Origin of the sequence: Burkholderia sp. HAN2018, from assembly GCF_024704855.1 — a bacterium.
Taxonomy (GTDB): domain Bacteria; phylum Pseudomonadota; class Gammaproteobacteria; order Burkholderiales; family Burkholderiaceae; genus Burkholderia; species Burkholderia cepacia.
In genome coordinates this window covers 1-17,879 of sequence record NZ_QOBB01000155.1, presented here as the reverse complement: position 1 = coordinate 17,879, position 17,879 = coordinate 1, and the positions used below count along the sequence as shown (strand labels likewise).

Here is a 17,879-nt window from a genome sequence, read left to right as displayed (position 1 = left end):
CGTGTACCCTTGGAGCATCAGTCATCCACGTTGAATCTGCATCATGAACAAGGCGTTTGTCAAAGAGTCGGACGGCGACGACGACGATCTCGACCAGGCCCAGCCCGCGATCCCGGCGGGCGCGAAGAACTACATCACGCCCGCCGGCCACAAGCGGCTGAGGGACGAACTGCTGAACCTGATCGACGTCGAGCGTCCCGAGGTCGTGCGGCTCGTGTCCTGGGCCGCATCGAACGGCGACCGGTCGGAAAACGGCGACTACATCTACGGCAAGCGACGGCTTCGCGAGATCGATCGCCGCATCCGCTTCCTGACGAAGCGGCTCGATCTTGCCGAAGTCGTCGATGCGAGCCGGCAGGAGAATGTCGACCAGGTGTTTTTCGGTGCAACGGTCGATTACGAGACGCCGGACGGCGAGGATCATACGATCACGATCGTCGGGATCGACGAGGTCGATCTGGATCGCGGCTGCGTCAGCTGGATTTCCCCGGTTGCGCGTGCGCTGATCAAGGCGAAGATCGGCGATACCGTCATGCTGATGACGCCGGCCGGCCCGCAGCCGATCGACGTGCTCGACGTTCGCTACCCGTCGCGGGACAACGCCTGAGCGATACCCGGTGCAGTCCGGCAAAGAAAAAGCGCCCCGACGGGGCGCTTCGTCATCCGGCATGCAGCGGATGTGGCGGTCGCTCAGAAGCGATGGCGCATGCCGGCCGTGACCGCGATCTGCTTGTTGGTCGATGACGCGGCGCCCAGACCGTTGATGTTGGCGCCGAGGTCGAGGCCGTCGTTGTTGACCTTCTGGAACTCGCCCTGCAGGTAGACGTCGGTGCGCTTCGACAGCGCATAGTCGGCTTGCAGGTTGAACTGGTGCCAGGTCGGCTTGTCGCCGGCCAGGCGGCCCTGCGTGTACGTGTAGGAGCCGGCAAGCGACAGCGCCGGCGTCAGCGCGTAGCGGCCGTTGAGTTCGTAGTTGCTGAAGCGCGCGGTTCCGCCGAGGCCCGTGATGCCACCGGACACGCCGGACTGCCCCGCGCTGATTGCGCGGATGCCGGTGAGGCGCGTCTGCGTGAACACGAAGCCGACCGTGGCCGGGCCGAACCCGTAGTTCAGGCCGGCGCCCCAGGTGCGTTGCACGCGCGAGGCGAAGGTCCAGTCGCCGGTCACCGCGCCCGGGTCGGTCGCGGCCTGCGCGAGCGCGTTCACATCGCTGTTCAACTGCAAGTAGGCCGCGGCGAAGTTGAAGCCCAGGTAGCTGTACGACACGCCGCCGCTATAGGCGCGGTTGTTCGCGAAAGACGTCGAGTTCGAGAACCCGTACAACGCACCGAACTTGAGTCCGCCGTAGTTCGCGCTCTGATATTTGACCGAGTTGTTGATCCGGAACGAGTTGTTCAGGTTGTCGTTGTCGAACGGGTGAGCGAACTGCGTGCCGCCGTACTGGGTGCCGGTCAGCGACAGCGGCCCGAGATAGTCGACGACGCTGTCGTACTGCCGGCCCAGCGTCAGCGAGCCGTAGCTGTTGTGTGCGAGACCGACAAACGCTTGCCGGCCGAATTCGCGGCCGTTCTGCTTCAGCGCGCCGTTATTGATGCCGAAACCATTTTCCAGCGTGAAGATCGCTTTCATGCCGCCGCCGAGATCTTCGGTGCCGCGCAAGCCCCAGCGGCTGCCGTTGACCGAACCGCTCGTTTCCTGCCAGGCGCTGTGGCCGTGCTGATTGTTCGTGTAGGTGATGCCGGCGTCGATCAGGCCATAGAGCGTCACGCTGCTCTGGGCATGGGCTGCCGTAACGAATACACCCGACAACGCGGTGACGATCAGAGTTTTTTTCATGGATCTGTCTCCAAACAGGATGATGTCGATCGAACCTGCTGCGGACTGGCATGTTGTGCTTGACGCTGCGGCCGGTCCGGCAGAGCGGCGGTGCGCTTTTCAAAAAGCCATCTGCAGTGTAAGGAGTGCGTGGAGCGGGGATGGGGCGCGCTTTAAGCAATAATGTATTTTGGAATCCGCAAAGATCTAGGGGGAAGCGCAAACGGTTGTCCAGCAAGGGTTTGCGGCGATGCAGCGAAAGAAAATGGCGCTCAGGACTGCGTAACGGACGTTGCGCGATCGCGACAGGTAATCACCAGCAGGCGACGGCGGTCATAGCGCGATTATTGACACATCGGCAATAGAGGTTTGTGTGGAGCATGGATAATGAAAGGTTGTTCTCTCGCTATACTGCGATCTCTGCTTTCCGAAGCAGACTTTTTCGTTGACGGAAAAGATCTCCAAACCTTTGTCGGCGCGACTTCCCAGTCGCGCTTTTTTTTGCCCCGCCGCTGCGCGCTACTGCGTGTACGAGCGCCGCTTGCGCTTGGCCGCAGGCGCGGCCTCCTTGGCTTCGTTCGGGGGCGGCGTGTATGTCCAGTCTTCCATCACGTAGTGACGGGCATCGAGGGGCGATGCAAGCAGGTTCTGCCAGTGATCGCCGTGCCAGGTCGTATCGAACTCGGTGTCGCACGGCGCTTCGCGCGCGGACTCTGCCAGGGCGCGGGACTTGCGGCGTACGCGCCCAAGCCGGCTCGCGAAGCGCTTGATTCCGTCCAGCCACATGACCTTCTCCTTCCTTCCGGCATTGGATGAGCATCGCAATGTCCCCGCATTTCCGCAACCCGGAAAAAACCCGAGGATTTTACCGAGGCGATTTGTCCCCGGTAGAAATTTCGTGGCCAAGATTATCGGAGCTCCCACCCCGGTAATGTTGACAGGTTTTTGACTCGAATCAATTAATAAAAGGCGATGGTGTACCGATTCCAATGCCATTAGCACTATTTTGATAAAACGATCATCAAAAATTTTCTTGACGCACCCGGATTGTCCAATTTATAAAGTCAGCACTCCGTCCTCGGGCGGCGTGCTGGTGCTGGTGCTGGTGCAGTTGCTGGCGCGATGTTTCGGGATTTCGGGAAACGGCTATAAAAATAGCTTCTTTGATCTAATCGAGTGGGGAACGAAGACATGGATACCGGTATCGTGAAATGGTTTAACGATGCTAAAGGTTTCGGCTTTATTACGTCGGACAATGGTGGTGAAGATTTGTTTGCGCACTTTTCCGAAATCAAGATGGACGGCTTCAAGACGCTGAAGGAAAACCAGCGTGTTTCGTTCGACGTGAAAGTCGGGCCGAAAGGCAAGCAGGCAGCGAATATCCAGGCCGTCTGACGCGCCACGCATTGCCGATCACGTCCGGCCCCCGCATGGCGGGGGCTTTTCATTTTCCGGGGACGGAACAATACGGTTCGGGCTGGCCGCGAATAGGGATGCCGGTGCATACTCACGGAAGCATCGTTTCCCAGTCTTTTCATGTCCGATTTCCCATGTCCGTCCGATCCGGCCAGCGAACAGCCGCTCGTTTTCGTCGACCTTGAAACCACGGGCGGCTCGCCCGCCGAACACCGCATCACCGAAATCGGCGTGGTCGAAATCGGCCCGCTCGGCGTGTCGACGTGGACGACGCTCGTCAATCCGGCACAGTCGATTCCGCCGTTCATCCAGCAACTGACGGGTATTTCGGACGAGATGGTGCGCGACGCGCCTTCGTTCGCATCGCTGGCGCCGGCCTTGTTCGAGCGGCTCGACGGCAAGCTTTTCGTCGCGCACAACGCGAGCTTCGACCGCGGTTTCCTGCGGGCCGAATTCGAGCGCGCAGGTTTCGCGTTCAATCCCGACGTGCTGTGTACGGTGCGGCTGTCGCGTGCGCTGTTCCCGCGTGAAACGCGGCACGGGCTCGACGCGCTGATCGAGCGCCACGGCCTCGTGCCGGCTGCGCGCCACCGGGCACTGGCGGATGCCGACCTCCTGTGGCAGTTCTGGCGCCAGTTGCACGACATCGTGCCGCTCGAGCGGCTGCGCGATCAGATCGCGCGCACGACGCGCCACTTCCGTCTGGGCGGCGACCTGACCGAAGCCTGGCTCGATACCGCACCGGCCGGGTGCGGGGCGTACGCACTGTTCGGGGAGGGCGACGCGCCACTGTACGTCGGCCGCAGCGTACGCGTGCGGCAGAGGCTGCGCGCGTTGTTGACGGGAGAGCGTCGGTCGTCGAAGGAAATGCGGCTTGCGCAGCAGGTACGGCGCGTTGAATGGCGCGAGACGGGTAATGAACTGGGGGCGATGCTCGCGGAAGCGCAATGGATCGCCGGGCTGCGTCCGTCGTACAACCGGCGCCCTGCGGCCGACACCGCCCGTACCGGCAATGCACCCTGGCCGTTCGAAGGCGCCGTTGCGTTCGAGGCAAGCGGCGAGCGCCGCCTGTTTCATGTGATCGATGGCTGGCGCTATCTCGGCGTCGCGGAATCGCTCGACGCGGCCGCGCGGCTCGCGGCCGACGGGGCAGCCGGCGCATTCGAACCCTTCACCCACCGCCTGCTGCAGACGCATCTCGCGCGCGGCCTGCAACTGATTCCGCTCGCCGCACTCACACCTGCGGGCCAAGCGGGTTGACCCGGCGCGACCGCCGTATCAGCCGATCGCGCTTGCGCCGCCGGCCGAGCAGATGTGCGACAACGCGGTGTCGAGCGCTTGCGTCTGCGTGGAGTCGTAGCGTGTGAGTGTCTTCCAGTTCGCGATGCTGCGGGCGAGCCGCGCCTGACAATCAGGCGCATCGCGCAGCGGTGCAACCTGCGTGAGCCCCGTGAGCATTTTCTGCGTCAGCCGGTCGAGCGCCGGGCGCGTGCTGGTCGCGAGATCGGGAGGCGTGCCTTCCGGCGGCCGCGTCGTGCGCCAGGTTGCGAACAGGGCGTTCTGCACATCCTTGCTCGCCGCGATCTGATCCTCGAAGAACGTCCGCGCGAACGCGGGATCGACGCCGGCCTGTGCCGCGCGCTTCCCGACCGATTCGAGCAGCGCCGCTTCGCGCGGGCGGTCCTCGATTGCCTTGTGATTCGCCCATTTCCATCGAGCCACCGGCTCAGCGAGCGCCAGGCGCTGCGACGCGAGTGCGACGATGTTGGTGAGGGCGGTGTCGTCGCCGTCTGCAACGGCGATGCGCGGGGACGAAAAGAGGGCGACGCCGAGCGCGGCGGCAGCGACGCTGGCACGAATGGCTTGCTTCATCGGAAAGATCGGGAGAGCCGGGCGGGCCGGACGTGGAAAACCAGAAGGATAGACGAAGACAGTCGCGCGGCGTAGCGACGCGACAGAGGAATCAGCAGGCGAACTGATCCAGCACCGTCAGGCTGTTGCGGCCCGGGTGCGAGGCGAGTTGCGCGCGATGCGCAATGATGAACCGCACGATAGCGATGATCGACACGTGGCGGTTACAGAACCGAACAGGCGTTCACTTCGGCGAGTACAGCTTGTGCTGCTCGTCGAAGAATGCCCGTACGTGGTCGGGCAATTCGGCGAGGAATTCCACGCCGACGGGTTCCGGATCCGGGCTCATCACTTGCTCCGGCGGTGGCATGCGAGTTGGTCTTTCGTCCATGGTCATTTCTCCAGCAGGTTCGATGATTATCATCCTCGCGCTTGGATTTATGCCAGTGGCGAATCGTTAGATTTTGTCTCTGTTGTATTAACGGCACATGCGCTCGGACGCGCGCTGCGATGCCGACTATCGAGTCGTGCGGAATCGGCAACAATCGGGCCGCTTGTTATACTTGCGCGCACTTTTTCCTGCACCGCGATGAAACGAACGACGCGATGGATCGGCCTCGTATGGCTGGCGCTGGTACTGAACGTACTGTCGCCCGTCGTCGGCTATGCGCGTCTCGCCTCGAGCGGCTCCGGCGAGCTCACGCTCGAGTTGTGCAGTGCAGCGGGCGCCCGCCAGATCGTGCTCGCGCAGGCCGGCGGCGATCACGATGCGCCGTCGTTCGATCATGCCGGCGTGCCGCACTGCGTGTACTGCCCCGGCTTCGCGGCGAACGTGGCGCTCGGTACGAGCCTGCCCGCGCTGCCGGGTTTCGTGCGGACGTTCGCCTACCGCGCGGCAGCACCCGTCATTCCCGATTGCCCCCGCAAGGGTATCCGTCTCGCGCAGCCCCGCGCGCCGCCTGAAAACGCTCCGATCTGATTGATGTCGTCCGCGCGCCCCGGTGGCGCGCGTGCCGCTCGCGGCCGGGCCGCGTGCCGCGCCGTCCGTGCGTGGTGCGCGCGCTCGTGTCCGGCGGCGTTCGATCACGTTTTCAGGAATCCCCTCATGTCCTCCTCCTTCGCCGCGCGGCCGTCGCGCGGGCGGCTCGCGCTCGCATGCGCGGCCGCTTTCGCGTGGCCTGTCGCCCATGCGGCTTCAACTGACGATACGCGTGTCGACACTGCCCGCCGTGGTGTCGAGCGTCCCGCCGATACCGTCGCGCCGGCATCCACCGCTGCAGCCGTTTCGCCGGTGCCGGCCGGCAGTACGCTGACCGCGGTCAGCGTGACCGCGCAGCGGCAACCGGTCGATCCGGATATGCCGGCCGTCGTCACATCGATCACGCGCGAGCAGATCGAATCGCATACCAACGTCACCACCGAGGACGCGCTCAAGTACGCACCGAACCTGATGGTCCGCAAGCGCTATATCGGCGACCGCAACAGCGTGTTCGCCGGTCGCGACTTCAACGAGCTGCAGAGCGCGCGCGGGCTCGTCTACGCCGACGGTGTGCTGCTGTCGAACCTGCTCGGCTCGAGCTACGCGTACCCGCCGCGCTGGTCGCTGATTCCGCCTGACGATATCGCGCGCGTCGACGTGCTCTATGGCCCTTTTTCCGCGCTGGACCCGGGCAACTCGATCGGCTCGACCGTGCTGCTCACGACACGCCGGCCGGAAAAGCTCGAGGCGTCGCTGTCGACGCAGTTCTTTACGCAGCGCTACCACGACGGCTACGGATTCGCGGACAGCCTCGGCGGCAATCACCAGACCGCGCGGATCGCGAACCGCGTCGGGCGGTTCTGGTTCGCGCTGTCGCTCGACCGGCTCGAGAACAACGGTCAGCCGATGCAATATGCGAGCCCCAATTCGGCGTACAACCCGAAGCTCGGCGCCGCGGTGCCCGTGAGCGGCGCCGCGACCGACATCGGGCCCAACGGCAAGCCGCGGACGATCGTCGGCGCGCAGACGATCGAGCGGACCGAACAGCTCAACGAGACGATCCGGATGGGCTACGCGTTCACCGACCACGTCGATGCGACGCTCACGCTCGGGCATTGGGAAAATCATTACCGGCAGCACGGCGAAACCTTTCTGCGCGATGCGGCCGGCAATCCGGTCTACGGCGGCAACGTGTCGATCGGTGGCCAGAGCATGACCGTTGCGCCGAATGCCTTCGCGCCGCAGCGCGGCGACCAGGAGAACTGGCTGTACGCGCTCGGGCTGAACGGCCGGCTCGATTCAGGCTGGCGCCTGTCGGGCGTCGTGTCCGCGTACGACGTGTCGCGCGACGTGCAGCGCTCGGTGTCGACCGTGCAGGGCGGTGCAGGCACGCTGTTCCAGGGAGACGGCACCGGCTGGCGCACGCTCGACCTGAAGGCCGAGGCGCCGGAAGTGAAGGGCCACACGTTCACGTTCGGCTATCACTACGACAACTACTTCCTGCGCAACGTCACGTACAACACGGCCGACTGGCTGGCCGGGCCGACCACGTCGCTCGCGAGCACCTATCGGGGCGACACGCGCACGCAGGCGCTGTTCGGGCAGGATGCGTGGCGCTTCGCACCGGGCTGGCTCGCGACGCTGGGGCTGCGCTACGAACGCTGGGATGCGTACGGCGGCGCGCTCGGCAACGCGAGCGGCACGCTCGGTTATGCGGATCGCAGCGCGAATGCGTTGTCGCCGAAAGTCGCGTTGCAATGGGATGCGACCGACGTCTGGCGCTTCCGGCTGTCGTTCGCGACGGGCACGCGTTACCCGACGGTCGGCGAACTGTTCCAGGGCACGATCTCGAACAACGCAATCGTCAACAACAACCCGAACCTGCGGCCGGAAAAGGCGATCGACTGGGACTTCACGGCCGAGCGCGACGTGGGTGTCGGCGTCGTGCGTGCCAGCGTGTTCCAGAGCGATCTGCGCGATTCGATCTACAGCCAGACGACGGTGTCGGGTGCGACGACGGTGACCAACATCTCGAACGTCGATCGCGTGCGCGTGCGCGGTGTCGAACTCGCGTTCAGCGGCGAGAACGTCGGGCTGCGCGGCCTCAGTCTCGACGCGAACGTGTCGGCGACCAACGCGCAGATCCTCGCCGATGCCGCGAATTCCGCGTACGTCGGCTCGCGCTTTCCGCGTATTCCGCGCATGCGTGCAAACCTGCTCGCGTCGTACCGCTTCGACGAACACTGGCTCGCGAGCGTCGGCGTGCGCTATTCGGGCCGCCAGTTCAACACGCTCGACAACAGCGACGTGAACCCGGACGTCTACGGCGGGACGAGCTCGTTCACGATCGTCGACTTGAAGGCGCGCTACCGCTTCGACCGTCACTGGACCGCGTCGGTCGGCATCGACAACCTGACGGACCGCCGCTACTACGTGTTCCACCCGTATCCGGGCCGTACTTTCTACGGGGAACTGAAATGGTCACTGTGAAATCGCTCGCGGCAGGCGGCGCGCTGTGGTGCGCGTTGCTGTCGACTGCCGGGGCGCACGACACCCACGTCCTGCCGAAGGCCGCCGATTCGCGCGCCGCGCACATGAGCATGCAGGAAGTGCCCGCGCAGCAGAAGCAGCCGCTCGCGACGGGGGCGGCATTCGACGCGCATCACCGGCTGTGGGGCGCGTGGGTCGAAGGCGCGCATGTCGTCGTCGCGCAGTCCGACGACGCGGGCCGCACGCTGTCCGCGCCCGCCACCGTCAACGCGATGCCGGAGCCGATCTACACGAGCGCCGAGAATCGTCCGAAGATCGCTTCGAGTCCGGACATGCAGTTCGCGATGGTCGCAATGGATGTGTACGACGACAACGGCCCGGCGATCTCCCGGGCACTCGCGCAGATGCATCTGCCGCAGGTCGTGCAGTACGCGAACGCCGAGCCGATGCCCGAGCGGCTGAGCGCGGCGCTCGATGCGGGATGGAGAGGGGAGATGCCGCGCACCGTATGGATCGGGCGCGATGGCGCACGCGAAGCGCGCAGCGGATTGCTGACGGCTGACGTGCTCGACGGCGGGTTGCAGCGCGCCAGGCGCTGAACGGGCCGGTGGCGCGCGGCGAGCGGGCCGCGCGCCGGCCTGATGCGAAAACGCGCCCGAAGGCGCGTGGAGAGAAGCGTCAGGCCGCTCGCTTGAATAGCCGGATCACGAACAGCAGGATCACCGCACCGACGACCGCGACGATCACCGATCCGATGAAACCGCTGCCGATGCTGATGCCGAGCAGCCCGGCGAGCCAGCCGCCGATCACTGCGCCGACGATCCCGACGATGATGTCGACGATCAGCCCGAAGCCGCCGCCCTTGACGAGCAAGCCGGCAAGCCAGCCGGCGATCGCGCCGATGATGAGCCACATAATCAAGCCATGAGTCATGGTGGTCCTCTCCTTGTGTTGTGTCGAATGACCGGACGTCGGCTGTCGCCGCAAGCTGAATGAAGGCGGCATTGCGACCCGCCGCGCCGCCCACGCAATGTAACGCGATAGACGGGTCGGAATCGTTAAGTAATGTTATGCACCCGTAACCGGATTTTCCAGGGAATTCGTCTGCATACGGCGAGGCTGGCGCACGGGCGATGCGCGGCGAAATGAATCTGTAAGGAATGACTGCCGGTGAAGCCGGTCGGCCGTGAGCGTCATCGTCCGAGCGTCGAAGCCTGCATGCCCGCAGAGGGCAATCCGTCGCTTGCGTCGGCAATCAGCCGTGCGACGGTCGCGGTGTCGCCGATCGCCTCGATCGACAGCAGTGCGAAGCGGGCGAGAAAGAGCGATGCATCGGCTTCACCGATCCGCGTCATCGTGCGGCACAGGTCGGTGTAGAGGGTGTCGCGTTCGGTATCCGTCATCATGCGGTCTCCTGAGGATCGGTCGATGCGCAAGGATGGAGTGCGCGTTCGAGTGCGGCGGCCACGTCGCCGGCGCGCGCGTCGTGCCAGCGGCCGAGTACGTGACCGTCCGGACGCACGAGATAGACGGTGCCGTCGCGCGCGCCGTACATGTCGAACAGCCGGCCGTCGACGTCATGGCCGCCGCAGGCCGGTTGCCGTGGCGCCGCATGCCGTGCGAGCGTGACGAGCGCGAACGGCATCCGCGCAGCCTGCAGGCGCCGTTCGAGACCGGTCAGCGTCGCCTCGGGCACGCCGTCGGCAGTGAAGCAGAATGCGGTGAAGCGCGGAGCGACGAGGTCGGTCAGGTGGCCGCGGCGCACGTCGCTGCCGTGTGCCGTGTACAGCATCAGCGGGCATTCGGCGAGCACCGTGCCGGGCGCGGGGCCGGCCGAAAACGTGTCGCGTTCGGCCGCGTTGAGCGACGACGTCGCATACGCGATGGCCGTCGTCTGGCGCGGATTGATCAGCGAACGCAGCGGGGGATGCTGGACCGCGAGCGACAGCACGGCCTTGCGCATCAGTTCGAACGCGAACGACGGCGGCGCCATGAACTCGGTGCTCTTGGTGCCGTAGCGGAGGTTCTCGTGCGTCGCGAACACGCGTTCGTCCGAGTAGCTGTCGAGCAACGTGTCCGATGCGAGTCCGCGCGTCACGTACGCGAGTTTCCATGCCAGGTTGTCGGCATCGTCGATGCCCGAGTTCGCGCCGCGCACGCCAAAGATCGGCACGAGGTGGGCAGCGTCGCCGCAGAACAGCACGCGACCGTGCCGATAGCGTTCGAGTGTCAGTGCGTTCGCCTTGTAGATCGTGATCCAGATCGGCGACCAGTCGCCGCGCTCGCCCATCATGTCGAGCAGGTTCTGCACGCGCGGGATCACGTTCTCCGGTTTCACGGCGGCTTCGGCATCCTCATCGTCGCGCAACTGATAGTCGATCCGCCACACGTTGTCGGGCTGCTTGTGAACGAGCACCGTCGAGCCCGGGTTCGACGACGGGTCGAAGTACGCCAGTCGTTCGGTCGGCCGGTCGCTGTCGAGCGCGATGTCGACGATCACGTAGCGGCCCTCGTAGCTCGTGCCGCGGAGCGACAGGCCGAGCGCGTCGCGCATCGTGCTGCGCCCGCCGTCGCACGCGACGACCCGGTCGGCGTCGAGTGCGTAGCCGCCGAGCGGCGTGTCGACGTCGAGTCGCACGCCGTCCGGTTGCCGGGTCACGCCGGTGACTCTCGTCTGCCAGCGGATCTCGATGAGTTCGCGGCGGCGCAGCGCGGCGTCGAGCAGGAACTGCTCGATGTGATACTGCGCGAGATTCACCATCGGCGGCAGCTTCTGGTTTTCGTCCTGCGGCATCGTGAAATGCAGCACTTCGTCGCGACGGTAGAAGCTGCGCCCGCCGGTCCACGGCAGCCCCTTGCGCAGGAAGTCGTCGAGCGCACCGAGCCGCTCGATGATCTCGAGGCTGCGCCGCGAGATGCAGATGGCGCGGCTGCCGTGGCAGACTGCGTCGTCGGCCTCGATCAGCACGCTGCGGATGCCGTGGTTCGCAAGGCCGAGCGCGACGGCCAGGCCGACGGGGCCGCCGCCGACGATCGCAACGCGATGCCGGTGCGTATCGATACCGTCGTCGCAGGCCGGCAGATGCGCGGGATGGCGCTCGGCGACGAACGGGTAGGGCTTGAAGTCGATATCCATCGTTGGCTTCCAGGGTTGTCCGGCTCGACGTGCGCGCATCGACGCAAAGATGCGCGCAACAGGTCGGGACAGTATGGAAGCCGGTCGTGCGTCGGTTGTCCCCAATTCGGGTACAGCGAGGGGCTCAACGCAGGCCGCGACGTTTCACGGCTGCATGCACAGCGCAAACAGCTCGCGCTGGCTCGAGATGCCGAGGCGCCGGTACGCGCGCTTCTGGTAGGTGACGACACTCGATGCCTTCACGCCGATCGTCTCGCCGATCTCGTGCGCGGTCTGGCCGTCGAGTACGCCGCGCAGCACGTCGAGCTCGCGCTTGGACAAATCGGGGCATGCATGGCGCAGTCGCGCGAGCATCCGTTGCGGGATACCGATCTGTGCCGCACCGGCGAGCGCGTAGTGATGCCTTGCGGCCTGCGCGATCAGCGGCGCGAGCGCTTCGATCGCGGCGATCTCGCGCGGCTGGAATGCGCCGCTGCGATGCGCGCGGTACAGGTTGATCGACAGCCACGTCGCATCGCCGGGCTGCATCAGCAGCGCCAGCCGGTCGGAAACGTCGGGGCCGCGGTAGCACGCGGCACGATACGCTTCGTGATCGATCTCGTCGCCGGCCTGCTGGTTGCCGTCGAGTGCGTAGAAATGTTGTGCGTAGGTGTCGGCGAGGTCGCGCAGGTAGCGGCCTCCGCGATGATCGGCGACCGACATCGTGCGCGGGCGATTGCCGAACTCGTACGCGAAGATCGTGCACTGCGTGATGGACAGCGCGTCGTCGAACAGCTTCAGGATTTCGGCCGCGAATGCGTTCGGCTCGTTGCAGCCGATCGCGGCGACGAGGCGCGTCGCGCGGGACACGTCCAGCTGCGCGGCGAGATTCGCTCGCTCGAGACGCCAGGTGCGCATGAAGAAGGGGGCGAGGGGGGAGTGTCCGGCGATTGTAGTCGTCGGCGCGTGATACGGGAGTCCGGGGATGCCCGCAAGCGGACTGGGTGAGGCGAGAGGGCGGGCGCACGATTTCGGCGCCGGAAAAGAGAAAAGGCCTGACAAGCGATGCTTGTCAGGCCTTTATGTCTTGGTGCCGGAGATAGGAGTCGAACCTACGACCTTCGCATTACGAATGCGCTGCTCTACCAACTGAGCTACACCGGCAGCAGAGAAATGAAATTATATGGTGATTTCCGGGATCTTGGCAATAGGTTTTGCGAAATTTTTTTCAGCTTGCTGCTGCTGCTTCGCGAAACCATCGATCCGGCGGACTTCCCGCTTTCACTTCACTGTGATGCGACCGGTCAGGGCCACATCAAGAGGCGCGATTGTACTTGCGCATCGCACCTCCGTCTAGTGCTGCAGTGCAATTATTTTGCTTCGTCGTGATAGCCGGTCACGCGCTCGACTTCGTTCTTCGAGCCAAGGAACACGGGCACGCGCTGGTGCAGGCCCGTCGGCTGGACTTCCATGATGCGCTGCGTGCCCGTCGTCGCGGCGCCGCCCGCTTGTTCGACGATGAACGACATCGGGTTCGCTTCGTACATCAGGCGCAGCTTGCCCGGACGATCGGGCGTGCGCTTGTCGGCCGGGTACATGAAGATGCCGCCGCGGTTCAGGATCCGGTGCACGTCGGCGACCATCGAGGCGATCCAGCGCATGTTGAAGTTGTCGCCGCGCGGGCCGTCCTTGCCGGCGTTCAGTTCGTCGACGTAGCGCTTGACCGGGTCGTACCAGTGGCGCGCGTTCGATGCGTTGATCGCGTATTCGCGCGTGTCGGCCGGGATCTGCATGTTGCTCTGCGTGAGCACCCACGAGCCGACTTCGCGGTCGAGCGTGAAGCAGTTCACGCCGTTGCCGGTCGTCAGCACGAACACCGTCTGCGGGCCGTACACGGCGTAGCCGGCCGCGACCTGCTGCGTGCCCGGCTGCAGGAACGATTCCTCGGTTGCCTGCTTGCCGTCCGGGCAGCGCAGCACCGAGAAGATCGTGCCGATCGACACGTTCACGTCGATGTTCGACGAACCGTCGAGCGGATCGAACACGAGCAGGTATTCGCCGCGCGGGTAGTTCGCCGGGATCGGGAAGAAGGTTTCCATTTCTTCCGATGCCATCGCGGCGAGGTTGCCGCCCCATTCGTTCGCGTCGAGCAGGATCTCGTTCGACAGGATGTCGAGCTTCTTCTGCACTTCGCCCTGGACGTTCTCGCTGCCGGCGGTGCCGAGCGCCTCGCCGAGCGCGCCCTTCGACACGTTGTAGCTGATCGCCTTGCACGCGCGTGCGACGACTTCGATCAGCAGGCGCAGGTCGGCGGGGAGGTTGTTGGTCTCACGTTGCTGTTCGATCAGGAACTTCGACAGCGTGGTGCGGCGGGCAATGGACATGACAGACTCCAGAAGGCCAAAGAATCCTTGAATGGCCGCAATTTTACCCGTCGCGCCTCCCGTGCCGCCGGCTTTTTTCGTCCGGTTACATGGCCGGGCGGCCGGATCGGCCCGGTTTCCGGCGGCGACGACGCGCGGGACGCGCCATGCAGCGGCGGCAAGCGGCGCGGTCAGACCCCGCGACTACGTCCGGGGCCGGCAGTATTCACGCAGTAAAAAAAGCCGGTGCCGCCATGGGCGGCACCGGCTGTTTCGCGTGTGAGCGATGCGGAGGATTGCGTTACGCGAGCGCCTTCTCGACGATCTCGCGCACGTCGCGCGATTTCGCGCCGGCGGCGACCTGCTCGAGCGCTTCGCGCATGCGGTCGCGCAACGCGGGCGTGAAGCGGCGCCACAGTTCGAGCGAGCGGGCGAGGCGCGCCGCGACCTGCGGATTGATCGCGTCGAGCGCGAGCACCTGTTCGGCCCAGAATGCATAACCCGAGCCGTCCGCCGCGTGGAATTGCGCGGGGTTGGCCGCGCAGAAGCTGAAGATCAGCGAACGTGCGCGATTCGGATTCTTCAGGTTGAACGCGGGGTGCGCGAGCAGCTTGCGAACCTTCGCGAGCGTCGGCTGCGCGGGCGTACCGCGTTGCGCGGCCTGCATCGCGAACCATTTGTCGATCACGAGCGCTTCCTTCTCGAAGCGGCGGTAGAAATCGTCGAGCGCGTGCTCGGCCGGTTCGTTCGCGCCGGCGGCTGCGGCGGACAGCAGCGCGCCGAGTGCGGCCGCGCGATCGGTCATGTTGTTCGCCGCGTCGTATTGCGCGGTCGCGAGGCGCACGGCATCGGCCGGATCCTCGAGTTCGGCGAGATATGCGAGCGCGAGGTTCTTCAGCGCGCGGCGGCCGGAAGCCTCGGGCGTCGGTTCGTAGGCGCCGGGCGTCTGGTGCTGCTCGTATGCGGCGAGCCAGTCGGCGCGCAGCGCGGTGGCGAGCTGGCGGCGCACGAACTGGCGCGCGCGATGCACGGCGGCCGGATCGGCTTCGGCCATCTGGTCGGCGAGGTAGGTTTCCGACGGCAGCGTCAGCGCGAGTTCGCGGAACGCGGGCGACAGCGTCGCGTCGGTCAGCACGCGGCGGAAGGCGGCAACGAAGTTCTCGCCGAGCGTGAGCGGCTCGTTCGCGGCGGCACGCGAGGCGAGCGTCAGCAGCGCGCGCGTCGCGAGGCGCTGGCCGGCTTCCCAGCGGTTGAACGGATCGCTGTCGTGCGCGAGCAGGAATGCAAGGTCGTCGTCGCTGTAGTCGTACTCGACGATCACCGGCGACGAGAAGTTGCGCAGCAGCGACGGCAGCGGTTGTTCCGGCACGTCGACGAACGTGAAGGTCTGTTCGGTGTCGGTGAAGTCGAGCACGCGCGTCGTGCCCGCCGCGGCGGCTTCGCCGTCGAGGCGCAGCGGCAGGTCGCGGCCGTCGCGGCCGATCAGGCCGATCGCGAACGGGATCAGCAGCGGCCCTTGCTGCGTTTCGCGCGCGGCCGGCGACGCGTCGCCGTAGCCCTGCGCGAGCGTGACGGTATAGCGGCGCGCGGCCGCGTCGTACGCGGTGCGCACCGACACGCGCGGCGTGCCGGCCTGGCTGTACCAGCGCTCGAACTGCGCGAGGTCACGCCCGTTCGCGTCGGCCATCGCATGGCGGAAGTCGTCGCAGGTCACGGCGTGCCCGTCGTGGCGCTTGAAATACAGGTCCATCCCCTTGCGGAAGCCGTCGCGGCCGAACAGCGTCTGGTACATCCGCACGACTTCCGAGCCCTTCTCGTAGACGGTCATCGTGTAGAAGTTGTTGATCTCGACGTAGCTCTCCGGGCGCACCGGGTGCGCCATCGGGCCGGCATCCTCGGCGAACTGCAACTGGCGCAGCACGCGCACGTCCTCGATGCGCTTGACCGCGCGGGCCGCCGATTCGACGGCGTCGCCCGCGGCCATGTCGGCCGAGAATTCCTGGTCGCGGAACACCGTCAGGCCTTCCTTCAGGCTCAGCTGGAACCAGTCGCGGCAGGTCACGCGGTTGCCGGTCCAGTTGTGGAAGTACTCGTGGCCGACCACCGATTCGATGTTCGCGAAGTCGGTGTCGGTCGCGGTCTCGGGGTTCGCCAGCACGTACTTCGTGTTGAAGATGTTGAGCCCCTTGTTTTCCATCGCGCCCATGTTGAAGTCGCCGACCGCGACGATCATGAAGCGGTCGAGATCGAGCTCGAGGCCGAAGCGCTTCTCGTCCCAGCGGATCGAATGGATCAGCGAATCCATCGCGTGACGCGTCTTGTCGAGATCGGCCGGCTCGACCCACACCTGCAGCAGCTTTTCCTTGCCCGAGCCGGTCGTGATCTTCTCCTCGATCGCGACGAGCTTGCCGGCGACCAGTGCGAACAGGTAGCTCGGCTTGCGGAACGGGTCTTCCCACTTCGCGAAGTGGCGGCCGTCGGGCAGGTCGCCGGAATCGACGAGGTTGCCGTTCGACAGCAGCACCGGGTAGGCGGCCTTGTCGGCGCGCAGCGTCACCGTGTACGACGCCATGACGTCCGGGCGATCGAGGAAGTAGGTGATGCGGCGAAAGCCTTCGGCTTCGCACTGCGTGAAGAAGTTGCCGCTCGATACATAGAGACCCGACAGCGTCGTATTCTGGTCGGGCGCGCATGCGCTTTCGAGCGTCAGCTCGAATGCATCGGGGACGTTCTCGACTGTCAGCCCGTGCTCGTGCGCGCGCACGGCGCCATGCGGCGCGCCGTCCAGCCGTGCGCCGACGAATTCGAGCGCTTCGCCCATCAGCTCCAGGTGCGGCGCGGGCGCGGCGTCCGGGTTGCGGCGCACGCGCATCGTATTCCTGACGATCGTACGGGCCGGCGCGAGATCGAATTCGAGCGCAACGGCATCGATGAGAAAGGCCGGCGGCGTGTAGTCGGCGCGGCGGATCACGGTGGAGGAAGCGTTGTCGGACATGGTCGTCGAGATCGGTGGAGTGGGGGACGGGCCCGTGGCACGGGCCGGGCGAACCGGGCCATTGTACAAAGGCTTGCGGCTGCGTGCCGGGCGAACTTTTTACCGGTTCCGGGAGTCCGCGTATTATCGGCATCCCGTTACGGTTCGCGCGGTGCGACGAACGGGTGACGGATCGAAGAGGATCAACATGAAACGCGAATGGATTCAACGCGGTGCGGGCTGGGCGGCGGTGCTGTGCGTGGCGCTGCTGACCGGCTGCACCAGCTACGTGACGACCCAGGTCACGGCCTTCTCCGACTGGAGCGGCAGCGACGCGACACGCACCTATGCGTTCACCCGCACCGACGCGCAGAAGAACAGCATCGAGCAGTCGACTTACGAGCCGATCGTCGCGAACGAGCTGTCCACGTATGCGTTCCGGCAGGTGCCGCAGGCGCAGGCGCGCTATCTCGTCGGGCTGACCTATGCGGTCGGCAGCGATCTCGTGACGGTGCCGCAGCCCGTTTATTGCGATCCGTGGTTCGTCGGGCCGGGGCCGTACTGGCGGCGCGGGCCGTGGGGCCCGTGGGGGCCCTGGGGGCCGATGCCGGCCGGTTATGTCGCGCAGACGTACCAGGTGTTCGACTACACGCTCGGCATCCGCATCACCGAGCGCGCGACGGGCAAGGAGGTCTACAACGTGTCCGCGCGCACGACCGGCGACAACGGCACGCTGCTGTACGCGATGCCGTTCCTTGCGCGCAGCGCGCTCGCCGATTTCCCGCTGTCGAACGGCGCGGTCCGCTCGGTCCGGCTGCCGGTCGACAAGCGCGGCGGCCCGGCGGCACCGGCCGCCAACGAGCGCGCGGTGCCGGC

General features: G+C 65.7%; 17 protein-coding genes and 1 tRNA gene. 7 read left to right on the top strand and 11 right to left on the bottom strand.

The annotated features are described in order from the left end of the window. Positions 1–43: 43 nt before the first annotated feature. Positions 44–607: a transcription elongation factor GreB gene (gene greB / locus DPV74_RS28950; protein ID WP_119338425.1), complete on the top strand. Its 564-nt coding sequence runs from the start codon at positions 44–46 to the stop codon at positions 605–607. An 83-nt stretch (positions 608–690) separates the two neighbouring features. On the opposite strand, the gene DPV74_RS28945 is transcribed toward greB, so the two are convergent. Both DPV74_RS28945 and DPV74_RS28940 read right to left on the bottom strand, forming a co-directional pair. Continuing rightward, complete coding sequence (locus tag DPV74_RS28945) at positions 691–1,836, bottom strand: porin (protein ID WP_060083963.1); 1,146 nt, start codon at positions 1,834–1,836, stop codon at positions 691–693. A gap of 498 nt (positions 1,837–2,334) precedes the next feature. Then, positions 2,335–2,601, bottom strand: a complete 267-nt coding sequence (locus tag DPV74_RS28940) for a hypothetical protein (protein ID WP_027788099.1) — start codon at positions 2,599–2,601, stop codon at positions 2,335–2,337. Between the two features lie 405 nt (positions 2,602–3,006). On the opposite strand from DPV74_RS28940, the gene DPV74_RS28935 reads away from it, so the two are divergent. Further along, positions 3,007–3,210, top strand: a complete 204-nt coding sequence (locus DPV74_RS28935) for a cold-shock protein (protein WP_011351289.1) — start codon at positions 3,007–3,009, stop codon at positions 3,208–3,210. Between the two features lie 141 nt (positions 3,211–3,351). Beyond that, positions 3,352–4,491: an exonuclease domain-containing protein gene (locus DPV74_RS28930; RefSeq protein ID WP_119338424.1), complete on the top strand. Its 1,140-nt coding sequence runs from the start codon at positions 3,352–3,354 to the stop codon at positions 4,489–4,491. Between the two features lie 18 nt (positions 4,492–4,509). Here the strand turns inward: DPV74_RS28930 and DPV74_RS28925 are convergent, their stop codons facing one another. Beyond that, the gene (locus DPV74_RS28925; protein WP_119338423.1) at positions 4,510–5,103 is read right to left on the bottom strand and encodes a chorismate mutase; all 594 of its coding nucleotides are present in this window, start codon (positions 5,101–5,103) and stop codon (positions 4,510–4,512) included. A gap of 223 nt (positions 5,104–5,326) precedes the next feature. After that, positions 5,327–5,431, bottom strand: a complete 105-nt coding sequence (locus tag DPV74_RS28920; protein WP_162269111.1) for a chorismate mutase — start codon at positions 5,429–5,431, stop codon at positions 5,327–5,329. A 240-nt stretch (positions 5,432–5,671) separates the two neighbouring features. Here DPV74_RS28920 and DPV74_RS28915 point away from each other — a divergent pair, with 240 nt between their 5' ends. From DPV74_RS28915 to DPV74_RS28905, 3 genes are all read left to right on the top strand, one after another. After that, a complete protein-coding gene (locus DPV74_RS28915; RefSeq protein ID WP_048024310.1) occupies positions 5,672–6,061 on the top strand; it encodes a DUF2946 domain-containing protein in 390 nt (129 codons plus the stop codon). A 126-nt stretch (positions 6,062–6,187) separates the two neighbouring features. Further along, positions 6,188–8,551, top strand: coding sequence for a TonB-dependent receptor (locus tag DPV74_RS28910; protein ID WP_119338422.1), 2,364 nt, complete (start codon positions 6,188–6,190; stop codon positions 8,549–8,551). Beyond that, positions 8,539–9,150, top strand: coding sequence for a hypothetical protein (locus DPV74_RS28905; protein WP_119338421.1), 612 nt, complete (start codon positions 8,539–8,541; stop codon positions 9,148–9,150). Before DPV74_RS28910 ends, DPV74_RS28905 begins: the two co-directional genes overlap by 13 nt. A 79-nt stretch (positions 9,151–9,229) precedes the next feature. On the opposite strand, the gene DPV74_RS28900 is transcribed toward DPV74_RS28905, so the two are convergent. The 7 genes from DPV74_RS28900 to pepN all read right to left on the bottom strand — a co-directional run bounded on the left by DPV74_RS28900 (position 9,230) and on the right by pepN (position 17,024). Beyond that, positions 9,230–9,484 (bottom strand): GlsB/YeaQ/YmgE family stress response membrane protein, encoded by a 255-nt coding sequence (locus DPV74_RS28900; protein WP_027788093.1) that lies wholly within the window; start codon positions 9,482–9,484, stop codon positions 9,230–9,232. A 260-nt stretch (positions 9,485–9,744) separates the two neighbouring features. Next, on the bottom strand, positions 9,745–9,957 hold the full coding sequence (locus DPV74_RS28895; RefSeq protein WP_027788092.1) for a hypothetical protein: 213 nt from the start codon (positions 9,955–9,957) through the stop codon (positions 9,745–9,747). Next, positions 9,954–11,687, bottom strand: coding sequence for an FAD-dependent oxidoreductase (locus DPV74_RS28890; RefSeq protein ID WP_119338420.1), 1,734 nt, complete (start codon positions 11,685–11,687; stop codon positions 9,954–9,956). Before DPV74_RS28890 ends, DPV74_RS28895 begins: the two co-directional genes overlap by 4 nt. A gap of 144 nt (positions 11,688–11,831) precedes the next feature. After that, positions 11,832–12,584, bottom strand: coding sequence for a helix-turn-helix transcriptional regulator (locus DPV74_RS28885; protein ID WP_119338419.1), 753 nt, complete (start codon positions 12,582–12,584; stop codon positions 11,832–11,834). 170 nt (positions 12,585–12,754) lie between these two features. Continuing rightward, positions 12,755–12,830: transfer RNA gene (locus tag DPV74_RS28880), tRNA-Thr, on the bottom strand. A 206-nt stretch (positions 12,831–13,036) separates the two neighbouring features. Next, a complete protein-coding gene (locus DPV74_RS28875; protein WP_006485729.1) occupies positions 13,037–14,050 on the bottom strand; it encodes a class 1 fructose-bisphosphatase in 1,014 nt (337 codons plus the stop codon). Positions 14,051–14,330: 280 nt separating this feature from the next. Beyond that, positions 14,331–17,024, bottom strand: a complete 2,694-nt coding sequence (gene pepN / locus DPV74_RS28870) for an aminopeptidase N (protein WP_060206528.1) — start codon at positions 17,022–17,024, stop codon at positions 14,331–14,333. Between the two features lie 187 nt (positions 17,025–17,211). Here pepN and DPV74_RS28865 point away from each other — a divergent pair. Further along, a partial coding sequence (locus DPV74_RS28865) for a DUF4136 domain-containing protein (protein ID WP_162923162.1) occupies positions 17,212–17,879 on the top strand: 668 nt, incomplete at its 3' end.

What these genes read in the sequence shown, in the direction of transcription:
- greB (WP_119338425.1), top strand. Translation starts at nt 44, where the DNA reads ATGAACAAGGCGTTTGTCAAAGAGTCGGACGGCGACGACGACGATCTC.
- DPV74_RS28945 (WP_060083963.1), bottom strand. Translation starts at nt 1,836, where the DNA reads ATGAAAAAAACTCTGATCGTCACCGCGTTGTCGGGTGTATTCGTTACG.
- DPV74_RS28940 (WP_027788099.1), bottom strand. Translation starts at nt 2,601, where the DNA reads ATGTGGCTGGACGGAATCAAGCGCTTCGCGAGCCGGCTTGGGCGCGTA.
- DPV74_RS28935 (WP_011351289.1), top strand. Translation starts at nt 3,007, where the DNA reads ATGGATACCGGTATCGTGAAATGGTTTAACGATGCTAAAGGTTTCGGC.
- DPV74_RS28930 (WP_119338424.1), top strand. Translation starts at nt 3,352, where the DNA reads ATGTCCGATTTCCCATGTCCGTCCGATCCGGCCAGCGAACAGCCGCTC.
- DPV74_RS28925 (WP_119338423.1), bottom strand. Translation starts at nt 5,103, where the DNA reads ATGAAGCAAGCCATTCGTGCCAGCGTCGCTGCCGCCGCGCTCGGCGTC.
- DPV74_RS28920 (WP_162269111.1), bottom strand. Translation starts at nt 5,431, where the DNA reads ATGAGCCCGGATCCGGAACCCGTCGGCGTGGAATTCCTCGCCGAATTG.
- DPV74_RS28915 (WP_048024310.1), top strand. Translation starts at nt 5,672, where the DNA reads ATGAAACGAACGACGCGATGGATCGGCCTCGTATGGCTGGCGCTGGTA.
- DPV74_RS28910 (WP_119338422.1), top strand. Translation starts at nt 6,188, where the DNA reads ATGTCCTCCTCCTTCGCCGCGCGGCCGTCGCGCGGGCGGCTCGCGCTC.
- DPV74_RS28905 (WP_119338421.1), top strand. Translation starts at nt 8,539, where the DNA reads ATGGTCACTGTGAAATCGCTCGCGGCAGGCGGCGCGCTGTGGTGCGCG.
- DPV74_RS28900 (WP_027788093.1), bottom strand. Translation starts at nt 9,484, where the DNA reads ATGACTCATGGCTTGATTATGTGGCTCATCATCGGCGCGATCGCCGGC.
- DPV74_RS28895 (WP_027788092.1), bottom strand. Translation starts at nt 9,957, where the DNA reads ATGATGACGGATACCGAACGCGACACCCTCTACACCGACCTGTGCCGC.
- DPV74_RS28890 (WP_119338420.1), bottom strand. Translation starts at nt 11,687, where the DNA reads ATGGATATCGACTTCAAGCCCTACCCGTTCGTCGCCGAGCGCCATCCC.
- DPV74_RS28885 (WP_119338419.1), bottom strand. Translation starts at nt 12,584, where the DNA reads ATGCGCACCTGGCGTCTCGAGCGAGCGAATCTCGCCGCGCAGCTGGAC.
- DPV74_RS28875 (WP_006485729.1), bottom strand. Translation starts at nt 14,050, where the DNA reads ATGTCCATTGCCCGCCGCACCACGCTGTCGAAGTTCCTGATCGAACAG.
- pepN (WP_060206528.1), bottom strand. Translation starts at nt 17,024, where the DNA reads ATGTCCGACAACGCTTCCTCCACCGTGATCCGCCGCGCCGACTACACG.